General features: G+C 52.8%; 16 protein-coding genes. 5 read left to right on the forward strand and 11 right to left on the reverse strand.

Annotation, left to right across the window (positions count from 1 at the left end):
* Positions 1-288 precede the first annotated feature (288 nt).
* From EL309_RS02140 to EL309_RS02155, 4 genes are all read left to right on the forward strand, one after another.
* Entirely contained in the window at positions 289-1,218 is a 930-nt protein-coding gene (locus EL309_RS02140) for a branched-chain amino acid transaminase (RefSeq protein WP_004285056.1), read from the forward strand.
* A gap of 194 nt (positions 1,219-1,412) precedes the next feature.
* Positions 1,413-1,598 (forward strand): zinc-finger domain-containing protein, encoded by a 186-nt coding sequence (locus EL309_RS02145; protein ID WP_004285920.1) that lies wholly within the window; start codon positions 1,413-1,415, stop codon positions 1,596-1,598.
* 67 nt (positions 1,599-1,665) lie between these two features.
* Positions 1,666-2,013, forward strand: a complete 348-nt coding sequence (locus EL309_RS02150) for a hypothetical protein (protein ID WP_004285055.1) — start codon at positions 1,666-1,668, stop codon at positions 2,011-2,013.
* A gap of 292 nt (positions 2,014-2,305) precedes the next feature.
* The gene (locus EL309_RS02155) at positions 2,306-2,902 is read left to right on the forward strand and encodes a transferrin-binding protein-like solute binding protein (protein WP_004285054.1); all 597 of its coding nucleotides are present in this window, start codon (positions 2,306-2,308) and stop codon (positions 2,900-2,902) included.
* A gap of 62 nt (positions 2,903-2,964) precedes the next feature.
* Here EL309_RS02155 and EL309_RS02160 read toward each other — a convergent pair whose 3' ends face one another.
* The 5 genes from EL309_RS02160 to hisD form a co-directional block, all read right to left on the reverse strand.
* Positions 2,965-4,326, reverse strand: coding sequence for a PFL family protein (locus EL309_RS02160; RefSeq protein WP_004285053.1), 1,362 nt, complete (start codon positions 4,324-4,326; stop codon positions 2,965-2,967).
* A gap of 12 nt (positions 4,327-4,338) precedes the next feature.
* Positions 4,339-4,611, reverse strand: a complete 273-nt coding sequence (locus tag EL309_RS02165; RefSeq protein WP_004285918.1) for an ACT domain-containing protein — start codon at positions 4,609-4,611, stop codon at positions 4,339-4,341.
* Positions 4,612-4,698: 87 nt separating this feature from the next.
* Entirely contained in the window at positions 4,699-5,901 is a 1,203-nt protein-coding gene (trpB, locus tag EL309_RS02170; RefSeq protein WP_040670098.1) for a tryptophan synthase subunit beta, read from the reverse strand.
* Positions 5,902-5,974: 73 nt separating this feature from the next.
* Entirely contained in the window at positions 5,975-6,607 is a 633-nt protein-coding gene (locus tag EL309_RS02175) for a phosphoribosylanthranilate isomerase (protein ID WP_004285049.1), read from the reverse strand.
* A 283-nt stretch (positions 6,608-6,890) separates the two neighbouring features.
* Positions 6,891-8,201, reverse strand: coding sequence for a histidinol dehydrogenase (hisD, locus tag EL309_RS02180; protein ID WP_004285048.1), 1,311 nt, complete (start codon positions 8,199-8,201; stop codon positions 6,891-6,893).
* A gap of 338 nt (positions 8,202-8,539) precedes the next feature.
* On the opposite strand from hisD, the gene EL309_RS02185 reads away from it, so the two are divergent.
* The gene (locus tag EL309_RS02185) at positions 8,540-8,878 is read left to right on the forward strand and encodes a hypothetical protein (protein WP_004285046.1); all 339 of its coding nucleotides are present in this window, start codon (positions 8,540-8,542) and stop codon (positions 8,876-8,878) included.
* A gap of 55 nt (positions 8,879-8,933) precedes the next feature.
* Here EL309_RS02185 and EL309_RS02190 read toward each other — a convergent pair whose 3' ends face one another.
* From EL309_RS02190 to EL309_RS02215, 6 genes are all read right to left on the reverse strand, one after another.
* Positions 8,934-10,196 (reverse strand): NYN domain-containing protein, encoded by a 1,263-nt coding sequence (locus tag EL309_RS02190; protein WP_004285045.1) that lies wholly within the window; start codon positions 10,194-10,196, stop codon positions 8,934-8,936.
* Between the two features lie 54 nt (positions 10,197-10,250).
* Positions 10,251-10,904 (reverse strand): ATP phosphoribosyltransferase, encoded by a 654-nt coding sequence (hisG, locus tag EL309_RS02195; protein WP_004285044.1) that lies wholly within the window; start codon positions 10,902-10,904, stop codon positions 10,251-10,253.
* Positions 10,905-10,965: 61 nt separating this feature from the next.
* The gene (locus EL309_RS02200; RefSeq protein ID WP_004285043.1) at positions 10,966-11,631 is read right to left on the reverse strand and encodes an SCO family protein; all 666 of its coding nucleotides are present in this window, start codon (positions 11,629-11,631) and stop codon (positions 10,966-10,968) included.
* A 132-nt stretch (positions 11,632-11,763) separates the two neighbouring features.
* A complete protein-coding gene (locus EL309_RS02205) occupies positions 11,764-12,276 on the reverse strand; it encodes a TPM domain-containing protein (protein WP_004285042.1) in 513 nt (170 codons plus the stop codon).
* Entirely contained in the window at positions 12,276-13,142 is an 867-nt protein-coding gene (locus tag EL309_RS02210) for a TPM domain-containing protein (RefSeq protein ID WP_232014428.1), read from the reverse strand. Before EL309_RS02210 ends, EL309_RS02205 begins: the two co-directional genes overlap by 1 nt.
* Positions 13,143-13,196: 54 nt before the next feature.
* Entirely contained in the window at positions 13,197-13,517 is a 321-nt protein-coding gene (locus tag EL309_RS02215) for a YnfA family protein (protein ID WP_004285040.1), read from the reverse strand.
* Between the last annotated feature and the right edge of the window lie 63 nt (positions 13,518-13,580).

Raw genomic sequence — 13,580 nt, forward strand, 5'->3', positions numbered from 1 at the left:
AAAATAGTACAAAGCTTACCGCCTGCAGCCGAAAAGTCTTTTCTAAGAGTGGACGATAGTTTAAACGATTTACTTTATTTAGGATACGTTGCCATCTTGCACCGATACCGGCACGCACCGCCCCTCCCCTAGTCGGATACGCAAAAAAGGTATAATATTGCTGACAATTTTCCAAACCTCTTTATCAAGCAAAACCGGCATGTCCAAGCTGTGCCCGCGCTGATTTCAGACTCACCGGCACATCCTGGAAACAAAACCCCAAACATATAAATTAAAGAAAGAAAAATCATGGCTTTAACAATGGACAACCGCGACGGAAAAATTTGGTTCAACGGCGAGCTGACCGACTGGCGCGCCGCACAAACCCACGTTTTAACCCATACCCTGCATTACGGCATGGGCGTATTCGAAGGCGTCCGCGCTTACGAAACCCCCAAAGGCCCGGCTGTTTTCCGCCTGCAGGAACACACCAAACGCCTGTTTAACTCGGCAAAAATTCTCGGCATGACCCTGCCCTTTACCCAAGAACAAATCAATCAGGCACACTTGGACGTTGTCAAAGCCAACAACTTAACTTCCTGCTATTTCCGCCCGATGGCCTATTACGGCTCGGCCAAATTGGGTATCGCCCCCAAAGCCGACGACGTACAAGTTATCCTCGCCGCTTGGGCATGGGGTGCTTATTTAGGCGAAGAAGGCATGAAACGCGGCATCCGCGTACGCGTCAGCTCGTTCACGCGCCACCATCCCAATATCCACATGATCAAAGCCAAAGCCAACGGCAATTATCTCAATTCCATCTTGGCCAACACCGAAGCCACCCGCGACGGTTACGACGAAGCCATTTTATTGGACGCGCAAGGCTATGTGGCCGAAGGTTCGGGCGAAAATATCTTTGTGGTTAAAGACGGCGTTTTATACACTCCGGCATTAGACGTCGCACTCGACGGCATCACCCGTAAGAGCGTAATCACCATTGCCGAAGAAATGGGCTTGAAAGTTGTAGAAAAACGCATTACCCGCGACGAACTTTATGTAGCCGACGAAGTATTCTTCACCGGCACCGCAGCGGAAGTTACGCCGGTAAGGGAAATCGACAACCGCGAAATCGGCATCGGTTCGCGCGGCCCGATTACCACCGAAATCCAACAACGCTATTTCGACATCGTTCAAGGCAAAAACCCGAAATACGACCACTGGCTGACTTACGTTAAATAAACCGCCGGCAGCTGCCCAACCGTAAGGCCGTCTGAAAATTTCAGACGGCCTTATCATATACACAAACAAAATCCCCCATCCCGCCGCCATCTGTTCCCCGCAGCCAATATTTATTCTCCCGAGTATGCACAATCAAACACTTATGTCGTACAATACACCCGAAAATATCAGAAAAACCTATAAAGGAACCCATTATGAGTGAACAAAACACCATCGTGATCACACCGCACGACCTGCCCTTACACTGCAGCGGCCCGCACAACGAACCCTGGAACGGCCATCCGCGCGTATTCCTACCCATTCAGTCAAACGGCACCATCGAGTGTCCCTATTGCGGTGCCACATACCGCTTAGACGGCGAAATCAAAGGCCACCACTAATAAAAATCCTACGGCCTGAATACCCTAAACCGGCATTCAGGCCGTTGGCACATTCAACGAGAAAACCATGAAACACCTGCTTACTCTTTCAATTGTTCTGGCTTGTGCAGCCTGCGGTTCAGTTAAAGCAGTACGCCCCGAAGCACCGGCTCCCGCAATTGCAGAAACCCCTTCCTATACCATCCAATACCAAACCGGAAAAGGCAAACAGCGTATCGTCGCCCACTATCTAAACGGCCACAGCCCCCTGACCGTCGAACTCAGACAAGGCAACACCGTGGAAACGCTGACACAAATCAACGCTTGGTCAAAAGGCGCGGAATACGCCAACAAAACCACCCGCTGGCATGTTCAGGAAGGCTTTGCCACGCTGACACGCAAAGGCAAAAAAACCATATTTAATGAAATCGAATAAATCATCTCTTCACCCTCCGATAAAAAAGGCCGTCTGAATTTTCAGACGGCCTTTTTATATTTCAGACTATAAACATACCTATTGCTTTACCTTAGGCGGTGTGGAAATACACGCTTATCAATTTATACGACACACCAATCAAACTCATGAAATTATGAATAAAGCATATAAAATCATACACATAAGCTTAAACAAAGTTTAACCCATTGAAAAAAAAAAAAAAAATGAAACAATGTTTACACAGCACAAAGAGAGTGCTGCATACAAAACATAGAGTAAAGGTATTATTTATATGAGAAAATTTTTATTACTTTGTATTTCTTCAGCCTTACTTTCAGCATGCGGAAGTGGTGGCGCAGGTACAGCAGCGACACCTGACGGCACAAAAATAAATCTGGATCTCGGGCCGACCGGTGCGGTAGAGGCCGCAACCGAAAGCGGCGAGTTGAAAGGCTGGAAACAAAATGCTTCATTCTACGGCGCATGGGTGGATGACAGCGGGCAATTTCAAGAAATACGCTACCAAGGCACACAAACTCCAGTAGACAACATTCCAAATTCAGGCATCGTTACTTATTACGGTAACGCCGTACGTTATGACAGCATCAATAGCGATATTCTTTTAGATGCCAAAAGCCGTATTCGGGTTGATTTAGGCCGGAAAAAAGTCAGCGGTGAAATAGATATGCCCGGATTCCGCCGCAATATCACCCTGCACGAAGGCCATTTGAATGGTGCAACTTATTCCGGCCATGCCAGCGTGCTCGGTAACAGCGGCGGCCGCTATCAAGGCGGATTATTCGGAAAACATTACGAAGAAACCGCAGGTATCGTAAAATTTGAAAACAATCCTGACCTCGATACTTCTTTCGGTGGCAAACGCTACTGATTGCTTCGGTAAAAGCAAGAGGCCGTCTGAATTTTCAGACGGCCTTTTCTTACATCAACCCATCAATTCTTCATCGACTGCACCGGAGCGGGAATGCGTCCGCCACGGTTCACAAACACTTCGCACGAGCCTTCTTTCACGGGCATGATCGGTGCGTATCCGAGCAGGCCGCCGAATTCTACGCTGTCGCCCACGTCTTTACCCGGCACGGGGATAATGCGCACGGCGGTGGTTTTGCTGTTGATCATGCCGATGGCGGCTTCGTCGGCGATGATGCCGGAAATAGTAGCGGCGGAAGTGGTGCCCGGCACGGCCACCATATCCAAGCCTACGGAGCAGACGGCGGTCATGGCTTCGAGTTTGTCCAAAGTCAGCACGCCCGATTCGGCGGCGGCAATCATGCCTTCGTCTTCGGAAACGGGGATAAATGCGCCGCTCAAGCCGCCGACTGCGCTTGAGGCCATCATGCCGCCTTTTTTCACGGCATCATTCAGCAAGGCTAAGGCGGCGGTGGTACCGTGGGTGCCGCACACGCTCAAGCCCATTTCTTCGAGAATACGGGCGACAGAATCGCCGACGGCGGGCGTGGGTGCCAGCGATAAATCGAGAATGCCGAACGGAATACCGAGCATTTTGCTGGCTTCGTGTCCGATCAATTCACCGACGCGAGTGATTTTGAAAGCGGTTTTTTTCACTACTTCGGCTACTTCGGTCAGCGTTCCGGCTTGAGAGTTTTCTAAAGCGGCTTTCACCACGCCGGGGCCTGATACGCCGACGTTGATAATCGCATCGGCTTCGCCTGCGCCGTGAAACGCACCGGCCATAAAGGGGTTGTCTTCGACGGCATTGCAGAAAACGACGATTTTGGCGCAGCCGAAACCTTCGGGCGTGATTTCGGCGGTTTCTTTAATGATTTCGCCCGCCAGTTTTACCGCATCCATGTTGATGCCTGCGCGCGTGCTGCCGATATTGACGGAACTGCACACGATATCGGTGGTTTTCATGGCTTCGGGAATGGAGCGGATCAGCACTTCGTCCGACGGCGACATGCCTTTTTGCACCAATGCGGAAAAACCGCCGATAAACGACACGCCGATGTCTTTGGCTGCTTTATCTAACGTTTGGGCGATGCTCACATACGAATCGGCGTGGGTAGCCGCGGCGATTTGGGCGATGGGCGTAACGGAAATGCGCTGGTTCACAATCGGCACGCCGTATTTGGCGGAAAGGTATTGTGCGGTCTTCACCAAATCTTTGCCGATGCGGGTGATTTTGTTGTAGATGTTTTGGTTGAGAATGTTGATGTCGGCACTGATGCAGTCGTGTAGATCGATACCGATGGTGATGGTGCGCACGTCGAAATTCTGGTCGGCCACCATGCGCACGGTTTCTAATATTTCGCCGGATTGAATGCTGGTTGTCATGGTTTCAATCCTTTAAATGCGGTGCATGGCGTTGAAAATTTCTTCGTTTTGCATACGGATGTCGAGCGCGAGTTTTTTGCTCTCTTCTGCAAACAGATCCAGCATTTCCTGACGCGTTTTCGGGCATTTTGCCGTGTCCACCAAAATAATCATGGTGAAAAAATCGTCCATCAGTTGTTGGCTGATGTTGAGGATGTTGATTTGGTTTTCGGCAAGCAGTTTAGACACGTCGTACACGATGCCGACGCGGTCTTTGCCGATTACGGTGATCACTGAATTGCTCATGTTGCGTTTCCTTCAATTTGAAAATGGAAATGATATTTTCAGACGGCCTTATTCTGTATTAATCAGCAGCAGGCCGTCTGAAAAAAATTAAAGTTCGATACCTTTCAACTTCGCTACGGTATTGATGTCTTTGTCGCCGCGGCCGGACAAATTCACCAAAATCACTTGGTCTTTGCCCATTTTCGGCGCTTCGGCCACCGCCCACGCGAGCGCGTGGCTGCTTTCCAATGCAGGGATAATGCCTTCGTATCGGCACAGCAAATCAAAGGCTTCCAGCGCGGCATCGTCGTTGGCGGCATGATATTCGACGCGGCCGATGTCGGCCAGATGGCTGTGTTCGGGGCCGATGCCCGGGTAGTCCAAACCGGCGGATACGGAATGGGTGCCGACCACTTGGCCGTGTTCGTCCTGCATCAGATAACTGCGGAAACCGTGCAGCACGCCGATCGGGGCTTTGCTGGTAATCGGCGCGGCATGTTCGTCGGTATCCACGCCTTTACCGCCCGCTTCCACGCCGACCAAACGCACGTTTTCTTCGCCGATATACGGGTGGAACAAGCCGATAGCATTGGAGCCGCCGCCCACGCAGGCCACGGCCACATCGGGCTGGCGGCCGATGGCTTCGAGCATCTGCTCTTTGGCTTCGTTGCCTATCACGCACTGGAAATCACGCACCATTTCGGGATAAGGCGCGGGGCCGGCGGCGGTGCCGATAATGTAGAACGTATCGTCCACCCGCGCCACCCACTCACGCATGGCTTCGTTCATGGCATCTTTCAACGTGCGGCTGCCGCTGTCCACGCCCACCACATTGGCGCCCAGCAACTTCATGCGGAACACGTTCGGCGCTTGGCGTTGGATGTCGTCCGCGCCCATGTAAACGTGGCACTCCATACCGAAACGCGCGGCCACCGTAGCACTCGCCACGCCGTGCTGCCCCGCGCCGGTTTCGGCAATCACGCGTTTTTTGCCCATGCGCTTGGCCAGCAAGGCCTGACCGATGGTGTTGTTCACTTTATGCGCACCGGTGTGGTTGAGGTCTTCGCGCTTGAGCCAGATTTGCGCCCCGCCGAGTTTTTCGCTCAAACGCACGGCGTGGTAAACCGGACTGGGACGGCCGACGTAATGTTTCAAATCGTGGCGGAACGCTTCCCAAAAAGCCGGATCGTTTTTGGCTTCGCGGTAGGCTTCGGCCAATTCTTGCAAGGCGGGAATCAGGGTTTCGGAAACATATACGCCGCCGTGTTCGCCGAAAAATCCCTGTGCGTCGGGAGCTTGGTAGTTTTTCATGGAAATTGCCTTATTTATTTGAAAATCGGAAAAATATACAACACTTTTAATAAGCGGATTCCAACCGCCGCGTTCAGACGGCCCCGGCCGCCTGTTTTGCATTCTTCACAAACCATGCCATTTTATCGGCATCTTTAATGCCCGGCTCACGCTCCACTCCGCCGGACACATCTACCGCCGCCGCGCCGCTGACACGCACGGCTTCGGCTACATTCTCCGGCGTGAGGCCGCCTGCCAAAACCCACGGTTTATCAAGCTGTTTCGGCAATAGCATCCAATCAAACTGCTGCCCCGTGCCACCGTATTCGGTCGGATGATACGCATCAAACAGCAAGGCGCGGGCGTTGGGGAACTGCGCGCAGGCCGTCTGAATATCTTCCGCGTTCTGCACACGCACGGCTTTCAGGTAAGGCCGTCTGAACTGCACGCAAAAGGCATCGTCTTCATCACCGTGAAACTGGATCACATCCACCGGCACCTGCCCCAAAATATCGTGAATACGCGCGGCCTCTTCGTTGACAAACAAGGCCACTACGCTCACAAACGGCGGTAACACGCGCACGATTTCGCGGGCTTGAGCCACCGATACCACGCGTTTGCTTTTTGCATAAAACACCAAACCGATAGCATCGGCTCCAAAAGCTGCCGCAGCTGCCGCATCTTCAGGCCGGGTAATGCCGCAAATCTTGGTTCGGATTGTTTGCATGTGTCGCCCTCAATATCAAAAGGCCGTCTGAAAATTCAGACGGCCTTTTATAACATTCCAATACCGAAACAGCCTGTCTTCACAATCTCAAGTAAAGCACCGCCGTTCCCACCCATTATCCGAAACTGGTCTGAGCAGTATCAGCAATCATTTATGTATAACGCTGCTAAATGTACCATAACCGGCTTTTCTTTTAAACCGCAAGCGGTAGGTTCGGACTGAAATACTTTCGAACACAGAGACTGAAAAACAGTAAAAATTTCAGACGGCCTCTTTCAACATATCAACCTACTATCAAATCAACACTTTTCAAACGCAATTCCGCCGCTCTTGCGTGTGCCGTCAGCCGCTCGCCGTGGGCCAATACGCTGGCGGTTTCGCCGAGATACTGCGCACCCCGTTCGGAAACCTGAATCAGGCTGCTGCGTTTTTGGAAATCGTACGTGCCCAGCGGCGAAGAGAAACGCGCCGTGCGGCTGGTGGGCAGCACATGGTTGGGGCCGGCGCAATAGTCGCCCAAACTCTCGCTGGTGTATTTGCCCATGAAAATCGCACCGGCGTGACGGATTTTTGGTGCCCATTCCTGCGGGTTTTCCACCGACAATTCCAAGTGCTCCGGCGCAATATAGTTGGCGACTTCGCAGGCTTCGTCCAAATCTTTGGCCAGAATCATCGCACCGCGGTTGCCCAGCGAGGCTTCGATAATCGCGCGGCGCGGCATGTCTTCGATCAGCTTGTTCATGGCCGTCTGAACTTCGTCTAGATATTGCTGCGAGGTGGCAATCAGAATGGCTTGGGCGATTTCGTCGTGTTCGGCTTGGCTGAACAAATCCATCGCCACCCAATCGGCAGGCGTGGTGCCGTCGGCAATCACCAGAATTTCAGACGGCCCCGCTACCATATCGATGCCCACCACGCCAAACACGCGGCGTTTGGCGGCGGCCACAAACGCATTGCCGGGGCCGGTGATTTTATCGACCTGCGGCACGGTTTCGGTGCCGTAAGCCAGCGCCGCCACCGCCTGCGCGCCGCCGACGGTAAACACTTTGGTTACGCCGGCCACAAATGCCGCCGCCAACACAATATCGTTGCGCTCGCCTTGGGGCGTGGGCACCACCATGATGATTTCGGGTACGCCGGCCACATGCGCGGGCATGGCGTTCATAATTACCGAGCTGGGATAAGCCGCTTTGCCGCCGGGCACATAAATGCCCACGCGGTCGAGCGGGGTAATCTGTTGGCCGAGCAAGGTGCCGTTTTCGTCGGTGTAGCTCCAAGATTCCATTTTCTGGTGTTTGTGGTAGCTTTCCACGCGGGCGGCGGCGGTTTTCAAGGCCGTCTGAACGTTTTCGGGCAGGCGTTCGAAAGCGGCCTGCAAGTCGGCTTGGGTAAGCATCAAATCGCCCATGCTTTGCGCTGCGGTGCCGTCAAAACGGTTGGTGTATTCGATAACCGCCGCGTCGCCACGTTTCTGCACGTCGGCACAGATGTCGGCAACAATTTGATCGATTTTCGGGTCTTGCGCGGTTTCAAAAGCCAGCAACGCTTTCAGCTCGGCTTGGAAGTTGGGGGATTGGGTGGAAAGGTGTTTCATAAGTATCTGCAATATATTTGAATAAAATAAAAAGAACCGTTAATACTGACAGAAATCTGCCGTTGATCCGGCCTGCGTGACGGCCGTTTGTGTACCATTGCTCAAAGGGTAACATAAAACAGGCCGCCCGAATGACGGCCTTTATATTTATGTTTAAATACAATAAGAAAATTATACCGATTTTTCAAGATAAGTCCTGCAAGGCCGTCTGAAAACATCAAAGCCGATGTTATGCTATATTAAATCAAATAACCAATAAAATCAAAAAGTTATTGACAAAACCCCAAGCTATCACCTATATTGAAACCGTTAATCCCCACAAAAACAAGGAGTCTGCCATGAGCAACTGCCATACCCACCAAAATCATGATCATGTTCACGGTGCCGATTGCGGCCATACCGCCATCAAACACGGCGACCATATCGACTATATTCACGACGGCCATCTGCATCACGAACACAACGGCCACTATGACGAGCATATTTTGGAAGTAAACGAAACCAATCCGGACAATTGCAACGAAGCCCATCATTGCGGCACGCACGTTCACGGCGAGGGTTGCGGTCATGAAGCCGTTCCGCACGGCGACCATATCGACTATATCGTCAACGGCCGCCTGCATCATCAACACGGCGACCATTGCGACGATCACGGTCCTGTGGAAATCGTTAAATAAGCAGACGGATGTCTGCATAATAGTTCAGGCGGCATAACAAGGCCGCCTGATTTTTTTATTTTTCCGAAGAATAATCTTCTTTGTCTTTGCTCACAAACCGCTTGTTCACACGCACGCGTTCGCCGCGGCCGGCTTTTTTGATTTCCAACCAGTCACTGTAAATGGCGTGAATCAGGGCGCGGTCGGTGTCAAAGCCGTAGTCGTGCGGGTTCACCGTGGGGGCAAGCTGTTTCAACACGTCGCTCAGGCGTGCCCAGCCTTGCGGGTCGGCGGTGTTGTCAACGGCTTGCTGCACCAGCGGAATCAGCTTGGTGAATTTGGCCTTGCCGTTTTTGGGCTTGGGCGCGTCTTGCGGCTCGGGCTTGGCGGTTTCGGCGACTTCTGCCGTTAGTGCGGGCGGCACGGCGGTTGGTTCCGCTTCGGATTGTTTGCGCTCTTGTTGCTGGCGTTTTTTGCCGCGTTTGCCGGCGGGTTTGACGCTGTCGGCTTCGGCGGCAGGTACTTGCGGTGCGGCTGCTTCGGCAACTTGTTTTTCTTTGCTGTCTTTATTTTCAGACGGCCTGCTGTTTTTATCGGCAGGGTTTTGGTGTCTGCGCACTTGGATTTGATTGTTGTCGGTGCGGTATTCAAACAAATCGAGCGATTTGATCAGGTCGGAAAGTTTGCCGAAGCCGTAGAGGCGCGGGTCGAAATCGGGGTTGGTTTTGTTGATGTAGCTGCCGATGGGGCCGAGGTTGGCCCAGCCGAGGTCGTCGGCATTTTCTTTTACGGCGCGGATTAGCAGCTTGGATACGTCGGTTTGCTGGGCAGAGGTTTCGGCAGGTTCGCTCTGTGTTTTGGCTTTGCCGCTGTTTTTGTTTTTCTCCGGCGCGCGTTTTTCGGGTCGGAAGATTTCGGTGTAGATGAATTTGTCGCAGGCTTTGCGGAAGGCTTCGGGGGTTTTCTTTTCGCCGAAGCCGTAAACGGTAAGGCCGCTTTCGCGCAGGCGGCTGGCGAGGCGGGTGAAGTCGCTGTCGCTGGAAACGATGCAGAAGCCGTCGAAATTGCCGCTGTACAGCAAGTCCATCGCGTCGATTACTAATGCCATGTCGGTGGCGTTTTTGCCTTTGGTGTAGGCAAACTGCTGCACGGGAATGATGGCGTGCGGCAGCAGGGCGGCTTTCCATTTGGAAAGGCCGTGGCTCCAGTCGCCGTAAATCCGTTTGACGCTGGCGATGCCGTATTTGGCGATTTCGGCCAGCAGGCGGTCGATGATGTCGGCGGGGGCGTTGTCTGCATCGATTAAGACGGCCAGTTTTTTGTCTGAAGTGATGTTCATGGGTAGGTCTAATTTAAAGGAAAACGTGTAACGGCGGCTTTTCAGACGGCCTCTTTAAGACTGCCCGGCTGCTTCGGCAAATGCGTTGATAATCGGCTGGATAAGCGCGTGTTTCACTTTCAACGCTGCTTTGTTGACCACCAAACGGCTGGAAATATCCACGATATGCTCCACCGCTTCGAGATTGTTGGCCTTCAACGTACCGCCGGTGGACACTAAATCGACGATCGCGTCGCTCAAGCCGACCAGCGGTGCAAGCTCCATCGAGCCGTAGAGTTTGATGATGTCCACATGCACGCCTTTGCCGGCGAAGTGTTCGGCGGCGATGTCGGGGTATTTGGTGGCGACGCGCAAACGGTTGCCCGGCTGTGAGGCGGCGGCGTAATCGAAACCTTTGCGCACGGCAACCATCATGCGGCATTTGGCAATCTGCAAATCCAGCGGCTGATACAGGCCGTCGCCGCCGTGCTCGATCAATACGTCTTTGCCGGCGATGCCGAAATCCGCCGCGCCGTATTGCACATAAGTGGGCACGTCGCTGGCGCGCACAATCACCAAGCGCACGTTGGGCAGGTTGGTGCCGATAATCAGTTTGCGCGATTCCTCCGGATTCTCAACAGGTTCGATGCCTGCGGCTGCCAACAAAGGCAGGGTTTCGTCAAAAATACGGCCTTTGGACAAGGCAATGGTCAATGTTTCTGCTGTCATACTCTTTCTCTTGCATAAGGCCGTCTGAAAATATTTTCAGACGGCCTTCTTCATATTCGGTTTATCGTTGTAACAATACTTTCAGATCTTGGGCAATCTGTTCCGCCGTGCTGCCGTAAGGCGAGAATACGGCGGGGTTGCCTGCTTTATCCAGCAAATACGCGCCGGCCGAATGGTCGACCAGATAGACTTTTTCCGACTGTTCGTTGGTTTTGGCGGATACCACCCGATATTGCTGCTTCACGATGGGCAGACTCTGACCTTCGGTTGCCGTTAAGCCGATAAAGTCCGGGTGGAACTGCTTGACATATTTGCCGATCAGCTCGGGAGTATCCCTTTCCGGATCCACACTGACAAACACCACCGCCACATTTTTGGCTTCATCACCCAAATGTTTCAGCACATCGCTGTATGTCAGCAATTCGGTCGGGCAGACATCCGGACAATGGGTATAGCCGAACGACAAAATAACCGCTTTACCGTTTAAAGAGCTCAAGCTAAACGGCTGACCGTTGCCGTCGGTCAAGGTGAAATCGCCACCGATATCGTCTTTACTCACATCCGTACCGTTAAGGGTCTGCTTAACAGTCGAAGAAGACTCGGATACAGCCGTTTTTTCCGCTGCCGGAGCTGCCGGAGCCTCCTGTTTCTCAGGTTGGCAGGCGGCCAGCACCAATAAAGCGGCCGTACTCAAAAAGAAGCGGGATAAACCTTTTAATTGCGCCATTTCAGTTCTCCATTGTCAAACATTGATATCTTAACGTGTTTGCGGTTTTTAATGTAGTGTTTACCGGGAAATTTTCTCGAAGCACCTTAACCATAAAGACAATTTTCCGGCTGAAAAGCTCCCTGCTCCGGATCAATACAGCACCACATCGTTCGGCAGTTCGTCGCCCGCGACGTGAGCTTCGGATTTCGGGAAAGCAGCGGTGAGAATTTCGGTTATCCGATTCAGCCCCTGCTCCAATCCGGGCACAAAATTACCTTGTTTGAAATTATCCCGCATCAAAGCGCAAATCTCCGCCCAAACTTCATCGTCAACTTTGGCCGTAATACCCCTATCCGCCACAATTTCAACCGCATGATCGGCAAACGAAACATAAACCAGCACACCGCTGTTCATTTCCGTATCCCAAACGCCCAACTCACCGAACCACTGCCAAGCACGCGCACGCGGCTGCAAGCCCGACAATACCGCATAAGCCGGATAACCGGACTCCACAACAAAACGTATCTGTCCGGCATGATCCGTTTCAGAACGTGCAATCGCGCTGCCGATATTCTGCAAACCGGTTTGCGGAAAATAACGCTCAACCCTGAAACGCGGGTGCAGCCAATGCTGTAATAAACGCTTGAATCTGTTTTGTTCCATTACCATCCTCCAGATGCACCGCCACCGCCGAAGCTGCCGCCGCCACCGCTGAATCCGCCACCGAAGCCGCCGCCGCTGCTCCAACCTCCCCCGCCGAAGCCGCCGCCTCTGCCGCCCCGGCCTCCGCCGGAAATAAATGCACCGCTGCCTGAAACCAAAGCAGCCGCCACTCCGGCAAAAGCCGCAACCACACACAGCCAAATCGCAAAGCCGAACACCAGCGCAGCCACAAACACCACGCCGCCGGTCATCAAGCTGCCCGGAATCCGTCCGAATACCGCCTTTAAAAAGCCGCCGGCAAAAAACGGCAGAATCAGCAGCAACATCAAATTCTCGCCGTAACCTTCATCGGCAAAGTCTTGCTGTCGCTCCGGCAGCTGTTCGCCCGCCACCAGCTTCTCCACCTGCGCCACCGCTGCAAAAATACCTTCATCCGCACGGCCTTCGCGCAAATATGGCCGCAATACGTCTTCCAAAATACGTTTGGCGTAAACATCGGGAATCGCCCCTTCCAGGCCGCGCCCTACTGCCAAATGCGTTTTTCTTTCGTCGCGAACCAGCAGCAACAATACGCCGTCGCTTTCTGCTTTACGCCCCAATTTCCATTCGTCCATGACGCGCGCAGCATAGTCAAACGGCGTTTCAGGCTCGATTTTCGGCACAGTCAAAACCACAATCTGACTGCCTTTTTCACGACTGTATTCCAACAGATGCCGGTTAAGCTCTTCGCGCGCCTGCGGCTGCATCATAGATGCAGTATCCATCACCGGCGCATCCAACACGGGAATCGGTGTGGCAGCATACAGGCCGACACTCGTCAACAGCATGACCACAAACATACTGAAACGCTGTACCGCAGATTGCATGGGTTTCCTTTTTTCCATTGATATTAAATTTCAGACGGCCTTTTTTCAGACGGCCTATTGGCGTACACCCGACATAATGACCAGCATACCGCACAGACACAATGCCACGCCTATCCAGTCGGTTATCTGAGGTTTGACACCGTCAACCAACCACAACCAAAGCAAGGCCGTGCTCACATAAATACCGCCGTACGCCGCATAAATCCTGCCGCTGGCCGTCGGATGCAGGGTCAGCAGCCACGCAAACAGCGCCAAACTCAACGCCGCCGGCAGCAAAAGCCACGGCGAACCGTTTTGCCGCAGCCAAACATAAGGCAGATAACAACCGACAATTTCAGCCAACGCCGTTGCCGTAAACAATAATACTGTTTTCATTTCAGCCCATAATTTTCAGACGGCCTCACCAACTGCAATGAGGCCGTCTGAAAAAATCCGACA

The sequence above is a fragment of the Neisseria weaveri genome (assembly GCF_900638685.1).
Lineage (GTDB): Bacteria > Pseudomonadota > Gammaproteobacteria > Burkholderiales > Neisseriaceae > Neisseria > Neisseria weaveri.